General features: G+C 34.0%; 19 protein-coding genes. 17 read left to right on the top strand and 2 right to left on the bottom strand.

Annotated features, from left to right (window positions below):
- Positions 1–795: 795 nt before the first annotated feature.
- On the top strand, positions 796–2,178 hold the full coding sequence (rlmD, locus tag BANA01_RS15760; RefSeq protein WP_063253748.1) for a 23S rRNA (uracil(1939)-C(5))-methyltransferase RlmD: 1,383 nt from the start codon (positions 796–798) through the stop codon (positions 2,176–2,178).
- Between the two features lie 23 nt (positions 2,179–2,201).
- Here rlmD and BANA01_RS15765 read toward each other — a convergent pair whose 3' ends face one another.
- Positions 2,202–3,716 (bottom strand): recombinase family protein, encoded by a 1,515-nt coding sequence (locus BANA01_RS15765; protein ID WP_063253749.1) that lies wholly within the window; start codon positions 3,714–3,716, stop codon positions 2,202–2,204.
- Complete coding sequence (locus BANA01_RS29560) at positions 3,713–3,883, bottom strand: hypothetical protein (RefSeq protein ID WP_157411807.1); 171 nt, start codon at positions 3,881–3,883, stop codon at positions 3,713–3,715. The genes BANA01_RS15765 and BANA01_RS29560 overlap by 4 nt, the downstream gene beginning before the upstream one ends.
- A 683-nt stretch (positions 3,884–4,566) precedes the next feature.
- Between BANA01_RS29560 and BANA01_RS15770 the strand changes: the two genes are divergently transcribed.
- The 16 genes from BANA01_RS15770 (at position 4,567) to BANA01_RS30630 (ending at position 26,052) form a co-directional block, all read left to right on the top strand.
- Entirely contained in the window at positions 4,567–4,965 is a 399-nt protein-coding gene (locus BANA01_RS15770) for a helix-turn-helix domain-containing protein (RefSeq protein WP_063253750.1), read from the top strand.
- A 383-nt stretch (positions 4,966–5,348) separates the two neighbouring features.
- The gene (locus BANA01_RS15775; protein ID WP_063253751.1) at positions 5,349–6,392 is read left to right on the top strand and encodes a hypothetical protein; all 1,044 of its coding nucleotides are present in this window, start codon (positions 5,349–5,351) and stop codon (positions 6,390–6,392) included.
- A gap of 208 nt (positions 6,393–6,600) precedes the next feature.
- The gene (locus BANA01_RS15780) at positions 6,601–6,972 is read left to right on the top strand and encodes a hypothetical protein (protein ID WP_063253752.1); all 372 of its coding nucleotides are present in this window, start codon (positions 6,601–6,603) and stop codon (positions 6,970–6,972) included.
- Positions 6,973–7,301: 329 nt separating this feature from the next.
- Positions 7,302–8,012 carry a hypothetical protein gene (locus BANA01_RS15785; protein ID WP_063253753.1) on the top strand — a complete coding sequence of 237 codons (711 nt, stop codon included), beginning with the start codon at positions 7,302–7,304 and terminating at the stop codon, positions 8,010–8,012.
- A gap of 436 nt (positions 8,013–8,448) precedes the next feature.
- Positions 8,449–9,276, top strand: a complete 828-nt coding sequence (locus tag BANA01_RS15790) for a hypothetical protein (protein ID WP_157411808.1) — start codon at positions 8,449–8,451, stop codon at positions 9,274–9,276.
- Between the two features lie 486 nt (positions 9,277–9,762).
- Positions 9,763–10,536 carry a DUF1385 domain-containing protein gene (locus tag BANA01_RS15800; protein ID WP_063253754.1) on the top strand — a complete coding sequence of 258 codons (774 nt, stop codon included), beginning with the start codon at positions 9,763–9,765 and terminating at the stop codon, positions 10,534–10,536.
- A gap of 2,349 nt (positions 10,537–12,885) precedes the next feature.
- Positions 12,886–13,596 (top strand): hypothetical protein, encoded by a 711-nt coding sequence (locus BANA01_RS15805; RefSeq protein WP_034674764.1) that lies wholly within the window; start codon positions 12,886–12,888, stop codon positions 13,594–13,596.
- Positions 13,589–14,365, top strand: a complete 777-nt coding sequence (locus BANA01_RS15810; protein WP_052106352.1) for a hypothetical protein — start codon at positions 13,589–13,591, stop codon at positions 14,363–14,365. Before BANA01_RS15805 ends, BANA01_RS15810 begins: the two co-directional genes overlap by 8 nt.
- On the top strand, positions 14,347–14,616 hold the full coding sequence (locus BANA01_RS15815; RefSeq protein WP_034674766.1) for a DUF4258 domain-containing protein: 270 nt from the start codon (positions 14,347–14,349) through the stop codon (positions 14,614–14,616). The genes BANA01_RS15810 and BANA01_RS15815 overlap by 19 nt, the downstream gene beginning before the upstream one ends.
- A gap of 56 nt (positions 14,617–14,672) precedes the next feature.
- A complete protein-coding gene (locus tag BANA01_RS15820; protein WP_034674768.1) occupies positions 14,673–14,891 on the top strand; it encodes a hypothetical protein in 219 nt (72 codons plus the stop codon).
- 824 nt (positions 14,892–15,715) lie between these two features.
- Complete coding sequence (locus tag BANA01_RS15825; RefSeq protein WP_034674771.1) at positions 15,716–17,728, top strand: type I restriction-modification system subunit M; 2,013 nt, start codon at positions 15,716–15,718, stop codon at positions 17,726–17,728.
- Entirely contained in the window at positions 17,725–18,978 is a 1,254-nt protein-coding gene (locus tag BANA01_RS15830) for a restriction endonuclease subunit S (protein WP_052106353.1), read from the top strand. Before BANA01_RS15825 ends, BANA01_RS15830 begins: the two co-directional genes overlap by 4 nt.
- 15 nt (positions 18,979–18,993) lie before the next feature.
- Positions 18,994–21,984 (top strand): type I restriction endonuclease subunit R, encoded by a 2,991-nt coding sequence (locus BANA01_RS15835; RefSeq protein WP_063253755.1) that lies wholly within the window; start codon positions 18,994–18,996, stop codon positions 21,982–21,984.
- Positions 21,985–22,071: 87 nt separating this feature from the next.
- Positions 22,072–22,710, top strand: a complete 639-nt coding sequence (locus BANA01_RS15840) for a DUF1643 domain-containing protein (RefSeq protein WP_063253756.1) — start codon at positions 22,072–22,074, stop codon at positions 22,708–22,710.
- Between the two features lie 342 nt (positions 22,711–23,052).
- Positions 23,053–25,509, top strand: a complete 2,457-nt coding sequence (locus BANA01_RS15845) for a P-loop NTPase (RefSeq protein WP_063253757.1) — start codon at positions 23,053–23,055, stop codon at positions 25,507–25,509.
- A gap of 414 nt (positions 25,510–25,923) precedes the next feature.
- The gene (locus BANA01_RS30630) at positions 25,924–26,052 is read left to right on the top strand and encodes a hypothetical protein (RefSeq protein ID WP_268875093.1); all 129 of its coding nucleotides are present in this window, start codon (positions 25,924–25,926) and stop codon (positions 26,050–26,052) included.
- Positions 26,053–26,135: the final 83 nt, after the last annotated feature.

Consider the following 26,135-nt stretch of genomic DNA (forward strand, 5'->3'; position numbering starts at 1 on the left):
GGAGAGTGTCATAATTATAACTTTAACAATTAGATTCAGTCATCATGCTTTTTTTTCATTGACAATAATTAATTATACATAAAAATAGATGACCAAACGCAGAGGTCATCTATTTGTAATCCTATTCGAATATTCGGTTATACATCTTATTTATTCTTAAAGAAATCCACGAATGCATGGTAAATTTCTATACCTTGAAAGGTGAGCATACCCGCAGCAGTTAATGAAAAGACACCAATCATCACAAAGCGAATCCACATAGTTTTTTCCTCCCTTTTTGTAAGTTCAATATTTACAATTGGGAGAAGAGATCACATAATTCGATTGATGAAAAACCGGAACGAGAAAGATGAAGTTTCTTGTGTGGTTATAAGAAAAGATTCTGTGAAGGGTGACTACGACTAATGAGATTAGGGATAGTACTTTGACAAAATCAAGATGAAATAAATGTTTTTCCTCATCATCCGTTTGTGAATTAATACTCCAATCATCCATCATGAGCACTGCTTTATTTGAATGATGTGATTGAATGAATAGGTTGGAAGTATGAAAAACGGAAAATGAAATGAAGGCGAGCAGAAATGCGATCGGAAGAAAATTTACCTTCTTTATCGTAACCACCTCCTTCCATAGGATAGTTATCATTATAAACACTATTATCGTATTGTTAAATTAAAATGCTCCGACAATTTACGCATAAGAAAGTGATATACATTCATAATATGGCTGATTTCGCAATTAGACTGGGTTTATGGTACAATCTTGCTAGTCAAATCGGAGTAAAGGAAGTAAATAATGAAGAAGACAATACCGGTTAAAAAAAATGATTATATAGATGTGGTATTTGAAGATCTAACGCACGATGGTGCAGGTGTGGCAAAGGTGGAAGGCTTTCCGTTGTTCATACCAAACGGCCTGCCTGGCGAAAAGGCACAGGTTAAAGTAATAAAAGTGAACAAGGGCTACGGCTTCGGGCGTTTGATTGAAATTTATGAAAAAAGCCCATATCGAGTCGAGGTCCCTAACAGTGAGATTCATAAATATGGCGGCTGCCAGCTGGAGCACATCAGCTATGAAGGGCAATTGAAATATAAGGAGAATCAAGTGCGCCAAGTGCTAACACGTATTGGTAAACTAGAGGATGTGACCGTGCACCCAATTCTAGGGATGGATAACCCATGGCATTATCGAAATAAAGCACAGGTTCCAGTCGGTGAAAAAGATGGGAAGCTGATTGCTGGATTTTTTAAGCCTAGGAGTCATGAAATCGTAGATACCAATGAGAGCTTGATCCAGCTCCCAGAAATTAATGAAGCTATTCAAGCTGTTAAGGAAATATGCAGCGAGCTGGGGATAACACCTTACCAAGAAGAGTCACATAAAGGTGTTCTACGCCACATTATGGCCCGTTATGGACAACAAACAGGTGAACTGATGGTTGTGCTGATTACCAGGACGAATGACATTCCAAACAAAGACAAATTGGTGGAGGAAATAATCGCACGCCTACCTAAAATCAAATCGATTGTACACAATGTAAATTCAAAGCGAACAAATGTAATCCTTGGCGAAAATACAACGGTCATTTGGGGAAATGAAGTGATTTTTGACTTGATAGGAGACGTTAAGTTTGCGATATCAGCTCTTTCTTTTTATCAGGTGAATCCTGTTCAAACGAAGGTTCTATACGATAAGGCATTGGAATATGCTGGGCTAAATGGAGAAGAGTCTGTGATTGACGCGTACTGCGGGATCGGAACAATATCCTTGTTTCTGGCCCAAAAAGCAAAGAAGGTCTTTGGAGTAGAAGTTGTTCCAGAAGCGATTGAAGACGCCAAACGGAATGCTGAGTTAAATGGGATGACCAATGTTGAGTTTGAGGCTGGGGAAGCAGAGGTTGTGATTCCCAAATGGTATAAAGAGGGGAATTCTGCAGATGTGCTCGTAGTGGACCCGCCACGCAAGGGCTGTGATGAGACATTTTTGCAAACGATTATTGAGATGAAACCTAAAAAGGTTGTCTACGTTTCTTGTAACCCAGCCACATTGGCCCGTGATTTACGGATTTTAGAAGAAGGCGGTTATAAAACCATTGAAGTTCAACCTGTGGATATGTTTCCGCAGACCACACATGTGGAGGTGACAGTGAAACTTGTTTTGAAAGGTACAGTCGAATAAACTGTACCTAATAGTTTAAAGTTTTACGGTGCCAGATTGTAGTGAATGACAATCTCCTCTTTTTCGGAGACTTCAATCTTTATAATAAGTTGTCGAAGAACTTGTTTCATTTTTTGATGGTTGTTTATGTCGAGATTCAAGTAGCTGCTTATAATTTTTTTGAAGGCCTGGATATGTTTATCTCGGTCTTCTTTTTTGTCCAATTGAGATTGCAGTTCCAATTTGCGATTAGCTAATACAAGTTGTTGTTCGGAAAGCGATTGGTTCTTTTCTTTGAACTGTTTACTTGTAATAATTGCTTCTGCATGCAGAGAGAGAAGGCTATTAAATTGTTGATTAAGCTTTTCGGATTGCTTCTCTAAACTTTTTATCTTAGATTGTATCGTTTTCTGTATTGTTAATGCTCTCTTCTCTGCTACGCCATATAGGAACTCGATATTATCATTCTCCGTAAGAGCTGTGATATCTTTTTTTAAGTGTGCAAGTAGCTTCTTCTCTTCTATAATATGTGAAGTACAAAAACTACTTGAATGCTTGATATAACCACCACAGACATAGGCACCATTTCTACGTTCAGCTTTAAAATGCATACCACAACCACAGTCAGTACAAACTGCAATGTTAGCAAATAGACTCTCCCTCCCGTTGCTTTTTGCTCGTCTTTTGGATTTCATAAGAGCTTGTACTGTTTCAAAATCCTCTTGCGAAATAATGGCGGGATGGGTATTCTCTACAATAATTTGACGATCAGCATCTACAGATCTTCTTAATTTGTAAGTCTCAGATTTTCCTAGATATTTAGTCGACTCGCTTCTATGTTGTACAAGCTTTCCCGTATACGTAGGATTTGAGAGAATTGTTTTGATGGTTTGTTGATGCCAACGAAAACCAGCATTGCTAGCACCTGCTACGCTTCTTGGTGTCGCTACTTTTAGTCTCATTAGATGGTTACCAATCTTAGACATTCCCCATCCTTTATGAAGATAATAGTCAAAAATATCCTTAACTATCGGTGCATATTCTTCGTGAATTTCTAGACTTCTTGAAATAGGATTGATTTTGTAGCCATAGGGAGGAAGTGAGCATTTTACTTTTCCCTCCTTTGCACTGGCTTGTAAACCAAGTTTAACACGCTCTGAAAGTTTAGCAGCTTCTTCTTCTGCTAAAGCAGCTTTTAAATTAAACATGAGACGAGTAGAACTTGTCTTTGTATCATATGCATCTTCGGGTAATATAAGCCTAATTTGCAATCGCTCAAGCTCGTCAGCAATTTGCAAGCTTTGGAGCATGTTTCTTCCTAAACGTGATACGGATTTTGCAATTACTGTATCAAATCTTTTAACTTTTGCATCCTTTAATAATTGTTGAATACCTTCACGGTTCTTGAAACCTGCACCACTTATACTATCGGTATACTTTGCAACTATCATTAGCTCATTATCTTTAGCTATGCTTTCTGCTAATACAATTTGATTATGCAGACTATTTTTTTGTTCTTCCCTCTGAGTACTTACGCGAGAGTATACAGCACATTTCATTTATTAGCCACTCCTTCCGGAGTAGCACTTGCCATACTTTCATCATATAAATTTTGTATAAATTCGTCAATTTCGTGATTGATGAATGGTAACAATAAATTTTCTATTTTTTCTGATCCAGCGAAAACTCTTTTAATCGTTAGTTGATTCTCTTTTTTCTTTGTCATTTTAGTCTCTCCAGTAAAAAGATATTGGCTACTTTCGCCATCTTTATCTGAAGTGTATTAATAGCTGTATTAGCTATCTTTATCTGGAGTGCACTATTAACTCTAGTAGTTATCTAAGTTGAGTTGGCAATAATAAAAAAGCAACTAACAAGCTAGCTGTATAAGAGTTGTGACTAGGCGCAAATAAATGGCGTTGCCTAGCAAAAAGTACATAGATTCACACTGAAGCCATTTCTGATAGTGGCATGCGAATGAATTTGTACTTATGTTCTTTTCTTATACGCAAGCAAATTAGTTGCGTCTTTATCTGATAGTGTGTGATCGAAAAGGCATGAAAATGTTGTTTGCCTTTTTATAAATCATACTCTAAGACATGAGAGGATGAATTGTCAATATAAAAATAATCAAAATATTTTTGAGAAAAGCGTTGCAAAGTAGAATGGAAATGTACTAGGATTAGATACACACGGCTAAGGTTTATTTAAAAGTAGCCAATGATAAAATGTTTTTTAATTCACATTCGATAAAAAGATTTTTAAATACACTCTCAGATAAAGCGCGTTGCTAGCGCAATGAATTGAACATGAACGACTCTTTTTTTTCAAAGAAAGGATTCGTCTGTCAATTTTGGCTAGCAATGGGCTATTTTTTGTTCAAAAAATTTATATGGGAGGTACAAAGAAATGAAAAAGACCATCAATGAAAGAGAAGCTGAGTGGATTAATGAGGGAGCCCGTTTAAAGAAGCTACGAGAAGATCATCAAATGAGTAGAGCAGAACTAGCACGGTTAATGAACACAAGTGATACAAGACTAGCAAGGTTAGAAAATGGTGAGGGCGTTAGAGATGCTGGTATACTATCGCATTTCTATGAACATATCATTAAGCATCAAGACCTAGTTAAAGAATTAGACACATTGTACTTCGAATGGATGCTAATGGAGGAGCATGTAATTAATGATATTAAGGAGAAGAGCTTAAAAGAAAATACTAAGACGAGCAAAGTCAATAAGATTGATTTGGATTCAACAAAAGGTATTCAGTTCAGCAAAAATCTAAAAAGACTAAATCTAACCGTCTGAATATTGTTTGTTTTTAGGAATGAAGAAAACCTGATGATACCAAGATTTCTTTTATGAAACGAAACTTTTTTCTGAGAGTAGTTCTCAAGGGCTTTTGATTTTTTCGTCAGAGGGAAGGATGTCTCAAGTGAGGTGGAGTCCGAGGGGCATTAAGAAGAAATACCAAGTTGTAGTATAAAACAGGGCTACCTAGAATGTAAATAGGGCAACCGAAGAGAGGAAAATTTGAGTATCTACTTCGGATCCGAAGGTGTTACTAATTCACATCGTACCAAGGTATGTACGGACGCACAATAGATTAATTAAAAGAGGAACTCCTAAAAATGTGTAAAAGAGTGATAAGCAACGTAAAATAAACTAAGTAATAGATGAGGCGTAGAAATATGATTGATACATTTGAACTAACTACTAATGTAGGGATAACCCAACGAGAAATAGATTCAAGATTTAACATCTCAGAAGACAGCAAACAAAAAGTAAGCGATAGTGTATATATAGTGCTTAATCCATTACATATACTTGGCGTACAAAAGCTTATAGTGACAAGACTTCAGAATACATTGCTTTATGAAATTACGCTTGTATTCAACGCACAGCAACTTCTAGAAAAGCGTATGACTCCTTCTTTATTTATACCTACCAAAGCAAATGTTAAGGAGTTACAACGCCGTGTAGAAATGATACATCAAGATGTGCAGCTTTCTTACAAGCAATGGACTTTAACGCGTATTGATTATGCGATGCAGTTCAAAACACCACATCATGCACTCTATCCTTATCTAGAAAGCTGTAGTACATGTCCAAGTTCTGATATTCAAACATATGAATACGGTAGCTTACAGCGTCGAAATGGCAATTCAATTTTGAATGCTTACTCTAAAGAGTTGCAAACTGCAACAAGAAATCACGTAGAACAATACAAAATAGAGGCACATAATCTGTATCGATGGGAACGTCAGTGTATTCGTCCCTATGATTTGAAGCTCAATAACATAGGGCTAGGTTCACATTGGACGAGATATTTTACAGAAGCAGCTGCTTTAGAGGCTCTGATGCGATTTCATAAGCATCATATTAAAAAAGGAGACTACTACTCTCGTGACGCTGCCTATGAACAATTAAAAAGCAAAATTAAACGATCTAATAATCTTACGTCAGCAATGAAAACACTTGATTTCATTAGGAATGAGGGGTCAATTACAAACGCTCTTCAAGCGATTACTGAAGGCCGTCAAACCGTACCAGATCAATTCAACAATCGGTTGAACAATGCTTTCTCTAATTCTATGCAGAAGAGGTTCAATGATTACATACGGCTACATCTATCTCAAAACGGTGTTAATCCAGTTTTATTGCCAAAAGATTGTGAAGAGGACTTTTTACAAAATAGCCATCATTATTTGTTTGGACATCTAAATTTATTGTAATGATTAAATGACCACCCAAGGGCTAAAATCTATTACCACATCAGTAATAATAATACTAAGTAGGGCGAGCAGATTTTTATACTTTTGCTGACCTATTGTTTTTTTCAAAAAGGAGAGGACTTGATATTGCCTACAGTTAATACAGCCTTTGTCTCAACTTATGTAGAACGAGCTCTAAAAGCATCCATGACCTTATTGCTGTAGAATATTGGTTGGAGTTCACCATGAACGTCACATTAAGGCTGGAGCCTATTACACATATGATGAAGCCGCGAAGCGGATCAAGGAAATGAAAGGGAAACAACAACGAACGAAAGAACAGGTACTTGAAGTCCTTATATTTATTGAAGCTGCTGGTTCTCTACCAAATGCTTTACAAGCAATCCGAAATGATGCTGACAGTGTACCAGAACGATTTAGAGGAGCAAATAGCGAGCGTAGTTATGAAATACTTAAGGGCAAGTTTAACGAGTTTATAAGAGAACATCTTTGTAAAGAAGGAATCAATCCAGTGTTATTACCAAGTAATAGCAACATTACTTTCTTACCGAATACTTTCGCTAAGTTATTTACGACTTAACTTTGGATAATGAGCCTTGAGGTAGCTGAAATGGCCACCCAGAGGCTCTTTTTTTCAGTAGATTCCATATATGATAGACTAAGTACCCCTAGTAAATTTTATATTGTTTTCTGTCTATATTAGTTTTTTCAAATTGTAAAAGAAGATGCCTTGATTAATATGTTTTTAGCGACTCCTAGTCATCCAGTAGACGTATAAGTGAGGATTTAGCATATTAAACAAATTTCACACTTTTCTTTGTAGGCATATTAACTACAAGAAAAGTGTTTTTTATTAAGAATATTTTCCATCTCATATTCCACTCCATATTTATTAAAGGATGGAATATAATGAACGAAAAGTTACAGAAAGGAGTGAAAATAATGGACAATATATTTTTTAAGAAAGTATTAGCTACAAATTTTAAAGATACTGAATCGGTAAAGCTATTTTTGCAGGAAGAATGGCCTAAAGAAAGACAAGTAACATCGAATTATCACGCTCATTATTTCTTAGGTTTATGTGAAAAGCTGTTGGATTCTAATAAACTGAATAAATTGAAACAAGACTATAGTGAAGAGACAGCTACTAAAATTCATTGTCAAATTATTATTGAAGCTGAACAACAATTTAGTAAGACATTGGAAAAAATAAAAAAATATATAGATGTATTTAGTACAACAAATTACAGACTAGATGGACAAGAGGGATTTGATTTTTTAGAAGAGGCAGCTAATGTGATTTCTAATATTAGATACCTTCATAGAGTATACGATATAGAAGGTGGCATGAAATCTTTTCGAGTAAAAATTTTGGAGGAATTTGAAACTCTAGAGAACTATTTATATTACATGTTGATGCAATTCATAGAAAACAATGACCAGCTCATCAGATGTACTATTTGTAATGAGTATATTGTTGAGCCTACAGCAAGAGAATTAGCTAACTACAAAATTAGTGGTGTTATTACTCATGCTAAAGTTTGTAGGGATATAAAGAACTTAAAAAAAGACAATGAACGCAATAAAGTGAACTATTGGAAGAAAAAAGTTAGCAAATAGGAGGGTTGATTGTGAAAGATTTAATAAGTAATAATGCCTCCTTTACAAGTTTATTTAAGAGGAAATCGATGCTCTCAAGTACTGTTGTGTAACACATCATAAAGGATTAAGAACTATCAAGAGCTAGATGCATTGTCTATTAATTCTAATGAATTAGGGATAGCGTCAGCAGATTTAATAACTCTCTAGACTTTAAGTATCAACTCATTCATTGTTACTTTGCCTTTTTTCCACCGAGACGCTTCTCGATTTCAACCTTTGTTCCCAAGTGAGGCTGATAGTATAACAGGACGCTTCAGAGAAACTACCAAGTGAATACGCCGTTACATTGTGACGAATTCATTAGCCAGGTTATTTACAGCTTTACTTTATATACAATGCCTAGAGGTAGCAAAATTGTATGATGTTTTATTTCGAATTAGAAGGAGAATTAATCTTGATTAGAATAACACCATTTCGAATTTATAATGAGACAAGAAAAGAACTATTTTATCAATCCGATTTAGAGAGACCATTTGAATACTTGAATAAAAGTTTAAAAAATGGTGATTGTGTATACTGGATGGACTATATTGAAGACGATAAAAATGGGAAACCACTTTTTGCAGGTGACTTAGTAAGTATACATAGAAAACCACATTTAGCAATATATGATGAATATTGGGACGGTAATTTAATTTGGTATGATCCAGTATATGTGCAATCTGAGGCATTTGTACCTTTTGCATATTCAGTTGAGTATGCTAAAGCGGAGTATATTAATAGTAATTTAAAAGAATATGATAGTTTGCCTTCATTACCTGAGTTTAAGGTTATAGATTTGGTGAACAAAAAGGAAATAAATGAAGAATATATGGGGAAGTCATTTGATGATAAATTACTTGAAGTTTTGTATTGTAGAAAAATTACAATTAATGAGCATGCTGGGAAGTTAACTGAATGGGATGTTATTAAGTTTGATGGTACAGATGTAGATGAGGCCTATTCAGGCTATGCTTTAGTCATACCGAATTTTCCTTTATATCCCTTAGTCTTACCTACTATTGAACTTTCTAGCTTTGAGTTAGAGTTTTTTATGGAGAATGTTAAATTTGAAACTGTAGGAAATTTATATTTAATAGATGAGAATATAAAAAAATATATTCTACAGAAAATAAAAGAGTATTATGGTATTGTCATTCCTGACCCCTTAGAGTCAGAATGGTTTAAAGCTAAGATGAGTAGTTTAATAGATTTACTCTTTTTTAATGAATTTAAAGAATAAGCTACTATCCAATACCCCTTTCCCCTTGATCATCACTTGAACATAGGCAATATATGAGGGCTGGTGATTAATTACCACGAAAGTTGTGGCTTTATGAAATCATTCATGCTTTAGCGTATTTTGTTCAAGTATGGTATCTTGTTTGAAAACTGGAGTGGCGGGAATGATAGCCTTGTGTGGCGACTCCGATATAGTAACAATCGGCTTCCCTGCTGGAAAATCATGCCAGCAGAGGCTCTGTGTCAAGAGCCATAGCCTTCCAACTTTATTGGCGGCAGGTACTCTGAAAAGAATTAACTTTTTCTGAAAAAAATTGATATAGATACCATTTGAACGATACAACTTTCTGTACTATTCAGAAATTCCCCCCTATAATTAAGACTGTTTTTTGTTCTTCTGTCATTACAATCAATGGTACATGATTGGGCTTTGGTCATTAAATATTTGTAGAAAGTTTAAGGAGACAAATATTATTAGGAGGTTAATATGTCGATAATAAAAGGTGGCGCAGCAGGATTTAACAGCGTAGTTTTTTATTCCGAGAATTTTAGTTCAAGGGCTATAAGGAAAAGTGATGGGGCCATTAGTATAGAAATAATTAAACGAAAGATAGCTTCTAAATATGAAAGATTTATTAAACGCATACCGTTAATAAGAGGACTATTTCTATTTATTCAACCTATAGTTACTTTTTGGAAGGTCTATTTAATAACTTGTTTTCTCCTTATTTTTGTTCTTCTCCTGAGTAGGTGGACTTCAAATGACCTCGTAGATAATTCGTCTTTTTCAACTATAACTAATTCTCTCTATATAGCTCAAAAGCATTTCTTGCAAGCGTTGGCTATCATCATAGTTATTTTTGCTGTAGTTATCAAATTAAGTAACCTAGGTAAGTACCATGCAGCAGAGCATATGACGGATTCATCTTTTGAATCACTTAAAAGCCTCTCTATATCGAATATAGCTAAACAATCAAGAATACATAATAATTGTGGAACAAACCTTGTCGTATTTTTATTCGTTATTTACTCTATCCTTTCTTTATTTATTTCAGATTTTTTTGTTTTAATTATGCTCACTATTTGTTTGGCATATGAGGTATTTCTTCTTGAATCTACGCTATTAGTTCCTTTTTATTGGATAGGCGGGATTTCTCAGTATTTATTATTTACCTCTAAGCCTTCAAAAGAACATTTAGAGGTTGCAACTGCTGCATATAAAGCACTAGTAATAGAAGAAAGAAACAAAAGGAATGGTTAATACAATTATTTTATTACCATAATTCAAGGTTTAGCCTATTTTTTCTCAGACTTATTAACAAATGACAATCTTATCAAAGCACATAAAAGAGAGAAGCTATTATATAACTAAATAACGCTTAAGAAAGCCATTTACTCCTAATGTAAGTGGTTTTCTATTTCGAGGTAAAGTTTACCTCGAAATAAGATTATAATGGGAATTTATTTCCCACTATAAATAGAATTTTCTAATAATTTATAAGTTCTCCGAATGAACACCACGGGGCTCTTTTTTTCTAACAATAAAATAAATAATAAGACTAGGTGCCGTCAGCAAACTTTTATAATTATCTCTCTGGATAGTTTTTCATATTGTAGAAGGGGATAACCATAGGTTACTAAATTAACACGAAGCTTTCACTTAGAAGTGCGAGATCGGCCCTTGGAATTATATTTAAGTATAGAACTTGTTGTTTGGGATCCGTAGCGACCTCACTTGTTCTCTCTAATAGGTATATACATGGATGGGTGTGTAGTGGTAGTTTCCATCCTTTCAATTTATGTCTCTCGATAGTTTATATAAAATCCAGAAAATAATTTCATATGCTTATATCTAAGATCTCAAATGTAATTATCGTGAGAGATGTCTCTCTCAATCCCTGACGAAAGGTTAATTGACAAAAACTTCTCCTTTCGTATGTGTATTAAAAAGAAATCCTACTGTAACTATACTATATCCCCTCTGTATGAACATCAGATACGTGACAATACGTAGTTTTATGGGGGAAATTACTTCGTTCTTACAGTATCAACGTTTTATGTAGAGTACCGTACAGTGAAAGTATGCTCCAGGAGGATTTTAGCCCCCGTTTCTTAAAAACGGAGCGTGTACGACGTCTCAGAAGGAATTTGAGACTACTGCAATAATCATTGAGGATCGATGTCTATAGTCACTGAAGATTATGGAAATAGCCTCCCAGGACTAGGTACTTCATTAGAAAATGTTGCAATTTAGTGCAATTCTTGAAAACGTTTCTGTCGACTTAGGCTGCCAGTAATGCTGTCACAGCGATAAACGTATTTCTCTTTAAAGAGAATAGAGATTCTCCTATATAGATACCGTCCGCAATTGAGAGGCTGCTCACTACTCACATAAACAGATAACAGTGTACAACGTTTTTATCTGTGTTCACGTATATCGCAAATTATCCAAATTTGCTCCTGAAACGCTCTCTGCGGCAAGTTCGCTGTCCTCCTTGTCTATCTTCGAAGAGGAGCTGTACAGGTCGTCAGGGACGCTGACAATTCTTCCTCGTGAATCTTCACATTCTTTTTGTTCTGTATAAAATTCAAAGTTGTCATCAGTTTAGTCCAAAGGAGAGGTGCTTAATTAATAACGGGTTCCGTTTCCTATCACAAACATTAAAAATGCAACTCAAAATGAGTGCCAAATTTTATGCTAATTTGTCACTCATTTTTTATTGATATAGTGTGATTTGAGCGGAAATTACACTAAAATTTGTATGTGAAAATGTACCCCAATTTGTAAGGGTACAATGGCTGTTGTACCTCAGCAATTTACCACGCATTTTGATATACAAATCGTCTTATAAAAAACGTTCAGAATGGAATTCAGTCAAATATAATTGGATATTTATGTTAAAATATAATGGAGTTTGTGATAAGTTCTACTAAACAAACGGGGCAGTAATGTTTAATAAGCAAGTCGTAGATGCGTAGTAGACGTAATACTGTGCAGCAAATAACTTCTTTTATGAAAGAATCTACTTAAAGTAAAGAAGTATCTTTTATTTATAGATTATTGATTAAAAAAACGGCCAGATTCGACTGATGTTGGGTTGGAAAAAACTGATTAAAGTCAATATCTATTAACTGTACTGGATCGTTATACTTCTAATTCATCTCCAAATAACCAAAAAAATTCTTTTTTATAATTGTATTGTAGATGCGTTAATCATTGATAAAGTTTGAAAAAATATTTGATTTCAACAGGGATTGAAGATACCTCGTCTGCATAAAATTTATGTTTTTTTGATAATAACCAACTTAATATTCTGCTTCCATCTTGCCCATCTTTAGGTCTACCAATAGATTTTATTGGTGTTTGTTTTCAAGGAGCGGATTTTGATTAAAGCTCTTACTTAACAACAACTCCAGTGTATAAACTGGGGTTGTTTGTATTAGTTGAAAACTTCGAGTGATGTTAATGGTTATTGCCAAGAGATCTTGATTTTATAAAGAAAGTCTTTTATAAATACTAAAAAAATTATTTTCCATACCAAATTCCATCTACGATGGAAATGATATTTGATCTACAATTGTTTTATCAATATATGGAAGGAGCCTTTATATGTCAAAACTTGAAGTTTATCAAGGAATTAAACAAAATGGACCGAGAAAATGGTTTGCAATCGAGTTTGCTAATTTAGATCTAAATAATGATCAAGAATTCCATGATTTTTTAGTAAGTTGGATGCCTGAATACACTCCTAATGTTTCAAACCCTGATGATTGGTATATTTTAAGGATGCGGGAACTTATGGAGGAACAACTAGAAAATGAAGGAGAAAACTTAGACTATACTAATGTCATTATGAAGTATCGTTCAAAGTTAATACCGTTTCAGGTGGAGCTTCGTTCCTTTATCGAAAGTTTTAATCAGATGGTTGAAATTAATCAACAGCAAACAGGAATGGTAAAGTTCATTAATATTGTAGCTCCAGAAAAAGTTGAAAGGCTAAATCAACTTTTGGGTAAAATTCCTTATTCCATAATGAATCAGCCAATGGCTGGGTACAAGATAGCTCAAGTAATAGCACCTGTTTTTAAAGATTTTGAGTGCTGTTTATATTACAACTTTCAGGAGTATATAAATGCACATCATACTATTCTAAAGTGTGCACATTGTGGTGAATATATAAGTAATCCAAGTCGCTATCAGTTAGCAAACTCAAAAAAAGGATATCCTTCTGTTCATCAGAAACCTAAGAGTTGTCATAGGGAATATAGACTTTCTAAAGATAGAAATAGAAAATCAAAAGGGAGAGGTAGAGATGAATAATAACCCATTTAATGAAATCAATCAATCTATAAAGAAATGGTGGCCGAAACAACACCAAAGGCCAGAGCAAAGCCAGTGGACAGAGCAAAACCAAGGGCCGGAACAAAACCAGTGGTCAGAGCAAAATCAATGGTCAGAGCAAAACCAGTGGCCAGAGCAAAGCCAGTGGTCAGAGCAAAACCAGTGGCCAGAGCAAAATCAATGGTCAGAGCAAAACCAGTGGCCAGAGCAAAGCCAGTGGCCAGAGCAAAGTCAATGGCCAGAGCAAAGTCAATGGCCAGAACTAGTAAATAGACAATATGTAGAAAGTTATGCTGATAATATAAAAGGTTTTAGTGGTCATAATAGAATACTACAATATTGTAACAATGAAGCTAAGAAGGTTCTTGTCCAAAACCAAGTAACTAATAACGCTAGCTTCATATCCTCAAATAATCCGATGTATATGGTAGAGGATGTTATTTTCCGTTCTATTGGGGAAGTCCTTCTTTTTGAACCACTAAAGAAAGCTGGTGTTCTTTTCTTTCCAAATTGTAGAGCAGTATTAGGTTCATACAAGCGTGAACCAGATTATTTAGTATTTCAAGGTGGGAAGGCTGCTATACTCGATATAGTTAGTGATTATACACACAAAGTAACCAAAGATGCTATCACAAATAGGTGGTACCAAAATAGTGGACTTAGTGTAAGATCTTATACTATTGACGAGTGTAAAAATAATCCTGACTGGGTTGTTGAGGATTTTCTATTTTGGTTAAGAAACAATTAGTAAATATAAAGGAAAAGAATATGATCCGATATAATTTTGTATTCACCAATCATGCAAAGAAACGTTGTATACAGAGAAATATAGATACATCTTTGCTTCGCCGTCAACTTCTTTCAATTCCTTATAATGAAGACATAAATAAATTAACTCGCTGGGAAATTCCTGGAACGAATTTATTTGTAGTATTTATTGATAATAATTTAAAACGGGTGATTGTTACTGTTAGTTTTCGTTATCTAAAAAAACTCTAATTAAATTTAACTAGTTACTTCATTTTTTAGATACTTACTTATTAGGAGTGAAATAAATGGGGAAGAATTATGTTTATTGCAGCCAAGAAGAGGCTACACATATAAAAATCATTGAAAAAAGTGATCCAAATTTATCATATGGAAAGATTTATAAATATTTTTATGATGCAGATCCAGCTGAAGAAACACATTATATAATAATGGATAATGGTATCCCCTTTTATGACTTTGAGTGTGTAGTAAAAGTAAATTATCTCAAGGTATTAGGAAAATAAAAAGAGAATTTTTTTAACATTGTTTCTTGTGAAATAATCTATAAATTCTCCGTTATAACCGTTACGGTGAGCTATATCATAAGTAAGGTAATTAAGAATTCAACCTTAAGCAATCGGCATTATTCTGAAAGAAATTGATAAATTAAACATTGTTTACTGAACAGTACAAATATACTGTTCAGTATGAAATAACGATAGCCATAAAATTGGTTATCGTCCTTCTTCAACTGCAGGGTGCTTAGTTCTATATGTCTTTCGAAATTAATACGTTGTATAGCCCAAGTTCAAAAGGACCTGGGCTATTTTTTGCAAACAAAAAGCACCGCAAACGGTGCAAATTGAACTACATTTTACTTTACATATTTAACTGTAAATTCACGTTTTGCGATAGGTAACGGAACCCCGTTAGCTTATTAAGCACCTCTTTTTTGTGTGCTCCTAACATATAGGGTACAAGTCCCGCACTTAATCTAATTTGAATCTCTATCAACTATTAAAACCTGCCTTATTTGTATGCTTATAATCATCTATTTCTAAATAAAAATGTCCGTAATTAATTACTTATATCAAGTCAAGAGCAAGGCCTTTACTCTTGGCGAAGTTGTTTGTATATACTATTACTTTTTGTTGTTCGAACACTTATAATTGAAGGTAATGTTAGCTATTTTGACGAATCAGTAAATAGGGTGTCAATAGGTGATATGAGAGATAAAATGAGATTAGCTATTACAAAGTGATAAGCATGTTAAAAATTGCTCAAATTATCTCAACCTAGCTACATGAGAAGTAGATTCGAAAAAAATTTATTAAATGAGGTATATAAGATGATTAACTTCCAAGACAAAGTAAGCTTCATCTGGTCAATCGCAGAGATTTTACGTGGACCATATAAACCAGAAGACTACGGTAAAATCGTATTACCATTAGCAGTATTACGTCGTTTTGACTGCGTATTAGAGAGCACAAAAGAGGAAGTATTAGAAAAGGCAGAGCAGTTTGCTGCAATGAATGAAGATGCTCGTGAACCAATTTTAAATCGTGTGTCAAAGCAAAACTTCCACAACACAAGTAAATATGATTTCAACAAGCTATTAACAGATTCAGATAACATCGCTGATAATTTACGTGACTATATAAATGGTTTCTCAAAAGTGGCTCGTGATATTATGGATCACTTTGACTTTGACCGCCAAATCGATAAGCTTGATCAAAATAACTTGTTGTACTTAACGATTAAACGCTTTAGTGAAATCGATTTACATCCAGAAACAGTGTCAAATATTGAGATGGGCTATGTATTTGAGGAATTAATCCGTCGTTTCAATGAAAATGCAGAAGCAGGGGATCACTATACGCCACGTGAAGTAATTCGCCTTATGACGCATTTATTATTCTTACATGACGATGCGAGCATTTTAACGAAGCCAGGTTTAACACAAACATTATATGACTGTGCAGCTGGTACAGGTGGTATGGGTTCTGTAGCACAAGAGTATTTACTAAGTCAAAACCCAACAGCACACTTAGAGTTCTTCGGCCAAGAAATTAACCCTGAATCATATGCAATCTGTAAAGCAGATTTACTTATTAAAGGCGAAGATGCACGTAATATTCGTTTAGGGAATACGTTATCGAATGACCAATTCCCACGTGAACAATTCGACTACTTAATTTCGAATCCGCCATACGGAGTGGACTGGAAATCATATGAGAAGCCAATTAAAGAAGAACATGAGAAGCAAGGCTTTGATGGTCGTTTCGGTCCAGGGACACCTCGTACAAGTGACGGACAACTATTATTCTTAATGCACTTACTGTCAAAAATGAAGCCAGTCACAGCAGAAAATCCACAAGGCTCTCGTTTAGCAATCATTATGAACGGCTCACCATTATTTACAGGTGATGCAGGTTCTGGTGAAAGCGAAATTCGTAAGTATGTACTTGAAAACGACTTAGTAGAAGGCATCGTGGCACTGCCGAACGACCTTTTCTACAACACAGGAATTGCAACGTACATTTGGATTTTAACGAACAATAAAGCACCTCTCCATAAAGGGAAAGTACGTTTAGTCAATGCCGTAGACTTCTCGAAAAAAAAGAAAAAGTCGATGGGTAGCAAGCGTAACGAAATTACAGAAGAACAAATTAACGAAATTGTTCGTTTATACGGTGATGCACAGCCAAATGAATATGTGAAGATTTTCGACAATGAAGAATTTGGCTACGCAAAAATTACAGTAGAACGTCCTTTACGTTTAAACTTCCAAGTAAATGAAGAACGTCTTGCAAGTGTTGTAGAGGAAAAAGGTTTTGCGAACTTAGCAACTTCGAAGAAAAAAGGCGATGCAGGTCACTTTGAAATCGAAGAAGGTAAAAAGCTGCAATCGCAAATTTTATATGTGTTACGCACTTTAGCAAGCGATAAAGTATATAAAAATCGTGAGGAGTTCACGAAAGTAGTGAAAGATGCGTTAAAACAAGCGGGTATTATAATTGGCGCACCTGTATTAAAAGCAATTTTAGCGGGTCTATCTGAAAAGGATGAAACAGCCGATGTATGTATGAAAAATAAAACAGACATCGAGCCGGATTCAGACTTACGTGATACAGAAAACGTGCCGTTAAAAGAAAGCATCCATGCATATTTTGCACGTGAAGTATTGCCACACGTAACAGATGCATGGATCGATGAAACAAAAACAAAAATCGGCTATGAAATTCCATTTACTCGTCAGTTCTATAAATACACTGCATTACGTAGCTCAGCAGTAATTATGGACGAGATTCGTACGTTAGAAGCGGAGATTGCTGAGCAGTTGAAGAAGGTGATGGGATGAGTAATAAGCTATGGCCAAAGAAAAAAATATCATGGTTATTCGATGTAATAGGTAGTGGTACTACACCTTCAGCACTAAATGAATTATATTATGACTCTCCAGATATGGCTTGGTTAAATACAGGTGATTTAACAGATAATTATATAGAAAAAACATCTAAATACGTGTCTCAGCAAGCATTAGATGAATTTTCAGCCTTAACTGTTTTTCCTAAAGATTCTTTAGTTATGGCTATGTATGGGGCAACCATTGGTAAACTAGGCATAACTAGATATGAAACAACTACTAATCAAGCATGTTGTGTGTTATCAAAACCTAGAGAAGTTATTACTAAATTTATTTTTTATTGGTTAATGGGACATCGTGCAGAAATCATTAATCTTTCTCAAGGTGGAGGACAGCCAAATATTAGTCAAGGTATTATTCGAGATATCAGAATAGCTGTACCACCAGTAGAACTGCAAAATAAAATAGTAACTTTTATTGATAATAAATTTGAAGAAACTAATCAATTAATTGATAAAAAAGAAAAGATGATTAATCTTTTAGAACAACAACGTCAATCAATCATCACAGAAGCTGTGACAAAAGGTTTAAATCCGAATGCGAGAATGAAAGATTCAGGTGTTGAGTGGATAGGTGAGATTCCTGAGCATTGGGAAGTTAAACCACTATATAGTTTATATAAAGAAAACAAATTGAAAAATAAGGGGAATGTAATTACAAATGTTCTTTCGTTAAGTTATGGGAAAATTAAGCGTAGAGATGTAGAGTCGAATTTTGGGTTACTACCAGATTCATTCGAAACTTATCAAATAATACAAAAAGACGATATTGTTTTAAGACTAACCGATTTACAAAATGATAAGAGAAGTTTGCGTGTCGGATTAGTAAATGAAGAAGGGATTATTACATCTGCTTATTTAGGTTTGAAACAATCTAATAAGTCAATCTCTGAATATACTTATTACTTATTGCATTCGTATGACTTAACAAAAGTATTTTATGGATTAGGGAGTGGAGTAAGACAATCTATGGGGTTTACTGAAATGAAGAAACTACCTATTTTATTACCGCCACTTGAAGAACAGTTTGAAATTATTAATCAATTAAAAGTAAAAGTTTTGGCAAATGAACAACTAATTGATATGTTAAAAACACAAATTGAGAAACTCAAAGAATACCGCCAGTCCCTAATCTACGAAGCGGTAACAGGAAAAATTGATGTACGTGATATGGAACTTGATTAAGTGAGGTGAGTTGTGATGGCAGTGGACACTTCAGAAAAAGGCTTTGAAGCTAATATAGAAGTAGCATTAGTTGCGAATGGCTATAAAAAGCGTGTGCTAGAAGGTGAGGAAAGCAGTTCTTTCAAGCAGCATGCCATCGATGTAGAAGAGCTATTTTCTTTTTTAGAGGATACGCAGGAAAAACGTATGCGTACGCTAGAGAAATCGTATGGTCCTTCTTATAAAGAAGAAGTTTTAAAACGTATTAAAGACCAGCTACATCGCCAAGGTTTGGTCGAATGTTTACGTAAAGGTATTAAAGACCGTGGTGTGACATTACAGCTTGCGTATAATAAGCCACCTACGGATATGAATAAAACATTAAATGAGCAGTATGGGAAAAACCGCTTTAAAATTGCTCGCCAAGTGTATTACAGTGATAAGCATAACAATAGCTTAGATATGGTGCTATTTTTAAACGGTTTGCCGCTTGTTGTGATGGAACTTAAAAATCCATTAACAAATCAAACAGTTGAACATGCGATGAAGCAGCTAAAGAATGACCGCGATCCACGTGAGCAGCTATTTAAATTTAATGAGCGTGTTGCCGTTTACTTTGCTGTTGACCCAGATGAAGTATTTATGACGACAAAGCTTGATAAAGGCAAAACATACTTCCTACCATTTAACAAAGGCAATAAAGGTGGGAAAGGTAATCCGTTAACTTACGGTGACAATTATCGTACGCATTATTTATGGGAAGAAATTTTAGCCCCAGATAGTTTGCTCGACATTTTATACCGCTTCATCTTTATTAAGAAGGACGACATTAAAGATTCAAACGGTGAAACTATTGGTGAGCGTCAAATGCTCATTTTCCCCCGTTTCCATCAGCTTGATGTTGTACGTAAGTTAGAAACAGATGTTGCACAAAAGCTTGTCGGTCATAATTATTTAATTCAGCACTCTGCGGGATCGGGCAAGACGAACTCGATTTCGTGGCTTGCACACCGTTTAGCGAAGCTACATAACGAGGACAATGAATCAATTTTTAGTAGTGTGATCGTTATTACCGATCGCCGAGTGTTAGATAAGCAATTACAAGATGCGGTGTACCAGCTAGAGCATAAAGCAGGGATGGTAGAGCCGATTGATAAAGATTCAGAGCAATTAGCACGTGCCATTAATAATGAGACACGTATTATTATTACAACGCTTCAAAAGTTCCCGTTCATTTTAGAAAAAGTAGCGGGCTTAGAGCGTAAAAAGTATGCGGTCATTATTGATGAGGCGCACTCATCCCAAGGTGGTAAAGCTTCAACTGCATTAACAAATGTGTTATCGGATAAAACGTTAGAAGCAGCTTATGAGGAAGACCGTATTGCGGAAGAAAACTTAGATGATGTGGACGAAAAAATCGTTGAAGCAATCATGAAAAGTGGTAAGCAAGATAACGTATCTTTCTTTGCATTTACGGCGACACCAAAGCCCAAGACATTAGAGAAATTCGGTACAGTTGGTGTAGATGGTAAGCCAGTAGCATTCCATCAGTACACAATGCGACAAGCAATTGAAGAAGGATTTATTTTAGATGTACTTGAAAACTATACGACCTATAAAACGTTCTGGAAAATTGCAAAGACTGTAGACGATGATCCAGAGGTATCACAAAAACAAGCAACGAAAAAGCTAGCACAATACGTGTCACTTCATCCACATAGCATCGCACAAAAAACAGAAATTATTATCGAGCATTATCGTAATTTCGTACAGCGCAAAATTGGCGGCCGTGCAAAGGCAATGGTTGTAACAGCGAGCCGTTTACATGCAATACGTTACAAAATGGCTTTCGATAAGTATATTAATGAAATGGGCTACAATGATTTAAAAACAGTAGTTGCTTTTTCAGGTACTGTGAAAGATGGTGAAATTAATTATACCGAGCCAGAAATGAATCAGTTTTCTGAAAAAGAGTTACCTGAAAAATTTAACTCTGACGAATACAAAGTGCTGCTTGTAGCGGAAAAATATCAAACTGGATTTGATGAACCACTGTTGCACACAATGTATGTAGACAAGCCATTAAGCGGTATTAAGGCGGTGCAAACGCTATCTCGTTTAAATCGTACATGCCCTGGTAAAGACGATACATTCGTATTGGATTTTGTAAATGACCCAGAAGACATGAAAGCTTCTTTCCAGCCTTATTATGAATCGACAAGTCTATCAGAAATTACTGATCCGAATATCCTTTATGATATGCAGGCCGAGCTAGAACCATATCAAGTGTTTACGGAAGAAGAAGTGCAAAGGGTAAATGAGCTTGAGGTAATAGGCGATGTGAAGAAGTCTACGAAGGCTCAAGCCGAGTTAAATTCGGTTCTCGATAAAGGTGTGGAGCGTTTTAAGAAGCTTTCGGGAGAAGAACAATTCGCATTTAAACAAGTGGCTACGAAATATACACGTACGTATGGCTTTGTACTACAAGTTGTAACATTTATCGATTTAGATCTACACAAGCAATATATTTACCTGAAGTACTTGTTACGTAAATTGCCACGTGGTCGAGGTGATAAGGACGTTTACTTGGCGGATGATGCAGCACTTGAATACTACCGCAATCAAAAAGTATTTGAAGGCAGCATTGAGCTTGAGAAAACGGGTGGTGTAGAACTTGATCCACAGAAACACGGAGCTGGTGGTGCACCTGAAGACGAAAAAGTACGATTATCGAGTATTTTAGATAAGTTAAATGAGCGTTTTGGCACGCAATTCACAGAAACAGATTTCCTTTCTCGTGAGCAAGTGAAAGAGGACATGTTAAATGATAAAGACCTTCGCCAAAAAGCAAAAAATAACACAAAAGAAAACTTCAAATTCGCCTTTGAAAAATCCTTTATGGACTTCGTTATTGACCGTATGAGCAGCAATCAAGAGTTCTTTATGAAGATACTAGAGAACGACGAGTTTAAGACGTATATTATGGAAGATATGATGAATGAGGTTTATGGCGAAGTGAATAGTTAGCTTTTTAGTTTGGACGGAGTTAAGAATTTAATCTTTTGGTTAGTCTTGGCTCCGTTACTTATATAATTTACAGAAAGGAAGTTTTTATTGACGTGTTATTACGACTCTAATAAGGTAGATATTTCGTCTATTACTATTGATTATAAGCAAAATATTATACCGGGTGTGGATTTAAGATATAGCTTATCAATTCCTTTTAAAAACCGAAGGGAAGGTATTACAGTTATAGTAATATTAATGAACCCAGCAGAAGCTGATTTGAATATCTCAGATAAAACTGTAAATAAATTAATAGATTTCTTTTTTAATTACTCTATTGACGGAAATCAAGTGAAGCAGCTTCATATCGGAAACATTATACCTATTTATGCACAAAAATCAGCAGATACATTATTAAAATTAAAAGGCTTATATAGTACAAATCTTTTAGAACCTGTCCAAAAGAATAATATTAATAAAGTGAGTTCAATTATGAGTCATTCAGATATAGTGGTGTTTGCATGGGGAAAACCTGATGTAAAAACAATACATAATATTTATTATTATTCTCAAGTGTATAAAATCATAGAAGTAATTTCGAACATGGAAAAAGATATTTATGTATTTAATATGAGAAATACAAACACAAAATTTACCGAACATGGTGATCCAAGGCACGCTGGATGGTCAGCAATTTTAAATGGTTTAGTCAAAACAAGTATTGATGAATTATTAGGATTAAATTAAAGGGGGAGTAGTGCCGCTATAGAAAAGGACCAGTAAAGGTAAATGTTGATTTTCTTCTTTAAATAGCTGTCAGGTGTATTTATTCGACTTACACCCTAGCTATTGATTATGGGGCTATAAAGCAAGGGTTATTAACATATTGCCACTACCAACCTTATTTACTCAGAACTTTGACCGTTATTTCGACTTTGACTATCGGTATCTATTGCAGTGAAGAATCCTTATTTATCAAGGGTTCTTTTTTTATGTAGAAAATTTTGTAGATAAAGGTTTTAAAGTATAACTAAAATTAAATACAAATAATGTATAATTAAATAAGTTCAATTTATAGGAGTGATTTGCATGGAGTTAGAAGAAGTTATTGATCATATACTAAATGGCGATGGAATACTCTTTTTGGGTGCTGGATTTTCTAGAGATGCTGTAAATGTAGAAGGTAATAATATGCCAGATGCATCTGAACTTAGTAAACTATTATGTGGGGAGCTTGGAGTTAAGATAAATAATAACTTAGCAAAAGTGTCAAATCATTACTTGAAAAGCTCTAGTGTTAGTAAAGAGGAATTAGAACAAAGGAAGTTAAATCTAGTTACATACATACAAAATTTATATTTTACACGTGAAGTAAAAGGATATCATAAATCAATTATTAATCGCCCATGGAGAAGAATATATACAACTAATTATGATGATGTAGTAGAAAAATCGAGTAAAGACAGAATTAAGATTTTTAATATGAATACGGATACTAATATAATTTTAAAAAACCCTGGAATAGTACATCTCAATGGATATTGTAGAACTGTTACAACGGATTCATTGGACAATGAATTTAAATTGACTCAGAGAAGCTATTTATCCGATTCGTTTTTAAATAGTAGTTCTTATCAAGCATTCAAGCATGATGTTAAAAATTCAAAGGTAGTTGTATTTATTGGAGTTTCTTTAGATTCGGATTTAGATATCCAAAGATTAATATTAGCTAATAAGGGAAATAAAGAAAAAATAGTCTTTATCGATAGACCATTAAAAGAAGGGGAAGAAGTTGATGAAATTGAAGATTCTACAAAGTTGGAGTTAGGTATTCAATATAAGATAGGTGCCCAAAATTTTGGCGAAATGATAGCAACACAATCAAAAAGTTTTAAAAAACTTGAAAATAAAATTGATTGGAAAACATTTGTAAAAATAAGAGATGATAAAAGTTATGTACATAAAGAATTAGATGAAACAGATATATGGAACTTCTTATTTACAGGAGAAATCAATGATAGCTTTATTAGAAATAATATTGATAATAATGAATACTTTGTTCAAAGAACAAAGATTAATAAAATAATAGACGAAGTATTAAATAATAAATTTCAAATTAGTGTAGTTCATTCTAACTTAGGAAATGGAAAAACAGTTGCACTAAAAACATTAGCTTATAAATTAGCAGAGAGCATAGAGGTTTTCCAATTTGATAAATTAATGGATAATTGGGAATTAGAGATTGAAGAAATAATAAAATTAGAAGGTCGTAAGGTTATAATAATCGATAATTATAATAACAATATTGAAGTGCTAAATAAAATACTGGAAACTATTGATGATAATATTAGTATCATTATTTCAGGGAGAACTTATATTGTTAAAAACCTTTACTATAGGTTAACCAAGAGAATAGATGAAGAGAAAATATGTGAATATGATTTAAATAAGCTTTCAAGAACTGATTTAAATAAATTTGCTCAATATTTAATTGAGAGAAGATTTACACCTGTTTTTAAAGAAAATGCAGATACAGTAAAAGATATTTTAGTAAAAAGTTGTGGTGAAAAACTATCACAAATATTATTATTTCTAATTAAGTCTCCTAATATTCGTAGAGAAATTGACAAGAAAGTGGCTTCAGTAATTTCAAATGAAGTAAAAAAAGAATCATTACTAGCAATTATAATTAATAATACTGTACCTTTAGATTTGAGTTTTGAGGATATAATTGAGCTATTGGAAAATTATAATGAAATTTCATATATCGAAAGAGATGAAGATTTTTCTGAGTTTGTAGATGTTTATAACGATGAAATAAGAATGAAATCTTCAGTTTTATCATCGTATATTTTAGAAAGCAACGATTTTAATCAGGAGTTACTGGGTGTGTTAAAAAGAATGATTGATAACGCTTCAAGATTATCACCTAGTGAATGTGAAAAGGTTAGACAAAAGTTAATTTCAGTATCTACAATGAGAAAACTATTAGTGAAAAATAAAAATTATAATGATAATGATGTCGACAAAATTATATTAAGTTATTATAGTCAATTTGATGCTTATCCCGAATATAGTAACAACATATTTTTCTGGTTACAATATGGCATGGCTGCTGTAGATGCAAAAGAATATATGCGGGCTCAAACATATTTTGAAAACTCATTCAAAGTTGCGAAAAAAGTACAAAAAGGAAGTGATTTTGATACTTATCAGGTAGATACTCAATATGGAAGATTTTTATTAGAACGAGGTCTTAATGAAGATGTAGTTGATTCTGCGGATGATTTGATTAAGTCTTTAGATTATTGGATAAAAGCCTTTGTACAAAGGCCTGAACAATATTTTTATATCTCAAATCAATTTAAATTAATTGAACCATTTATGGTGAAATATATATTATCTTGGAATTCGAAACAAAAAGAAGCAATTAGGAAACGCTTAAAATATTTAAAAAATAAATATTCTGTAAAGAATCAAACAAAGATTATAGACGATTTAAATAAATTAGAACTAATTTTATTCAATTCTCTTGTTACTCAATAATAAATTTCTAGTTATTAACTTTATAATGCCCTTATTTATCTCTCTTAGTTCCTTAATTACATGTATATAAACTTTACTTGTAATAGGGTATCTTTATGACCTAGAATCTCAGACTCAACAGCTATGTCTACTCATTTATAAATCAGGATACTTCCAAAAGTATGAATTGACCATGCATCATAATTAAAGGTGTAATACCTAGATGTATGCACGTCTTAAGGATTGATTTACAGAGTTAATAGATACTATACCTTCAATGTAAGGATAAAAAATCTGATTCAGCGGATTTTCTATTTTAAATTGTTCGAAGAGTTGTTGTTGCTGAATTATAAAATCATATAACATATTAGAATCAACTTCATCTATAGAGATTGTTCTTTGAGAAGAATATGTCTTAGTCTCTTTAAAGCCACTATGGCTAACGTATCTCAACTTAATTACCCTGACCATCGTATTATCTTATATTTAGATGAATCTATTATTTTTGTAGGTCCTTGTCTCCGAATTGGTGTTTTTAAGAAAACCGATGTTAGTAATTTATAAAATACATAAAAAGGCTACGTGAATACTGATGTGAAGCTGTTTCAGGAAAAGTCGGGTTCGACTCCCGCCGACTCTATTTAATT

This window comes from Neobacillus niacini NBRC 15566 (assembly GCF_001591505.1).
Taxonomy (GTDB): domain Bacteria; phylum Bacillota; class Bacilli; order Bacillales; family Cytobacillaceae; genus Neobacillus; species Neobacillus niacini.

Bases quoted from the DNA above. Each gene is read 5' to 3' on its own strand.
- rlmD (WP_063253748.1), top strand. From the start codon at position 796: ATGAAGAAGACAATACCGGTTAAAAAAAATGATTATATAGATGTGGTA.
- BANA01_RS15765 (WP_063253749.1), bottom strand. From the start codon at position 3,716: ATGAAATGTGCTGTATACTCTCGCGTAAGTACTCAGAGGGAAGAACAA.
- BANA01_RS29560 (WP_157411807.1), bottom strand. From the start codon at position 3,883: ATGACAAAGAAAAAAGAGAATCAACTAACGATTAAAAGAGTTTTCGCT.
- BANA01_RS15770 (WP_063253750.1), top strand. From the start codon at position 4,567: ATGAAAAAGACCATCAATGAAAGAGAAGCTGAGTGGATTAATGAGGGA.
- BANA01_RS15775 (WP_063253751.1), top strand. From the start codon at position 5,349: ATGATTGATACATTTGAACTAACTACTAATGTAGGGATAACCCAACGA.
- BANA01_RS15785 (WP_063253753.1), top strand. From the start codon at position 7,302: ATGAACGAAAAGTTACAGAAAGGAGTGAAAATAATGGACAATATATTT.
- BANA01_RS15800 (WP_063253754.1), top strand. From the start codon at position 9,763: ATGTCGATAATAAAAGGTGGCGCAGCAGGATTTAACAGCGTAGTTTTT.
- BANA01_RS15805 (WP_034674764.1), top strand. From the start codon at position 12,886: ATGTCAAAACTTGAAGTTTATCAAGGAATTAAACAAAATGGACCGAGA.
- BANA01_RS15810 (WP_052106352.1), top strand. From the start codon at position 13,589: ATGAATAATAACCCATTTAATGAAATCAATCAATCTATAAAGAAATGG.
- BANA01_RS15820 (WP_034674768.1), top strand. From the start codon at position 14,673: ATGGGGAAGAATTATGTTTATTGCAGCCAAGAAGAGGCTACACATATA.
- BANA01_RS15825 (WP_034674771.1), top strand. From the start codon at position 15,716: ATGATTAACTTCCAAGACAAAGTAAGCTTCATCTGGTCAATCGCAGAG.
- BANA01_RS15830 (WP_052106353.1), top strand. From the start codon at position 17,725: ATGAGTAATAAGCTATGGCCAAAGAAAAAAATATCATGGTTATTCGAT.
- BANA01_RS15835 (WP_063253755.1), top strand. From the start codon at position 18,994: ATGGCAGTGGACACTTCAGAAAAAGGCTTTGAAGCTAATATAGAAGTA.
- BANA01_RS15845 (WP_063253757.1), top strand. From the start codon at position 23,053: ATGGAGTTAGAAGAAGTTATTGATCATATACTAAATGGCGATGGAATA.
- BANA01_RS30630 (WP_268875093.1), top strand. From the start codon at position 25,924: ATGGCTAACGTATCTCAACTTAATTACCCTGACCATCGTATTATCTTA.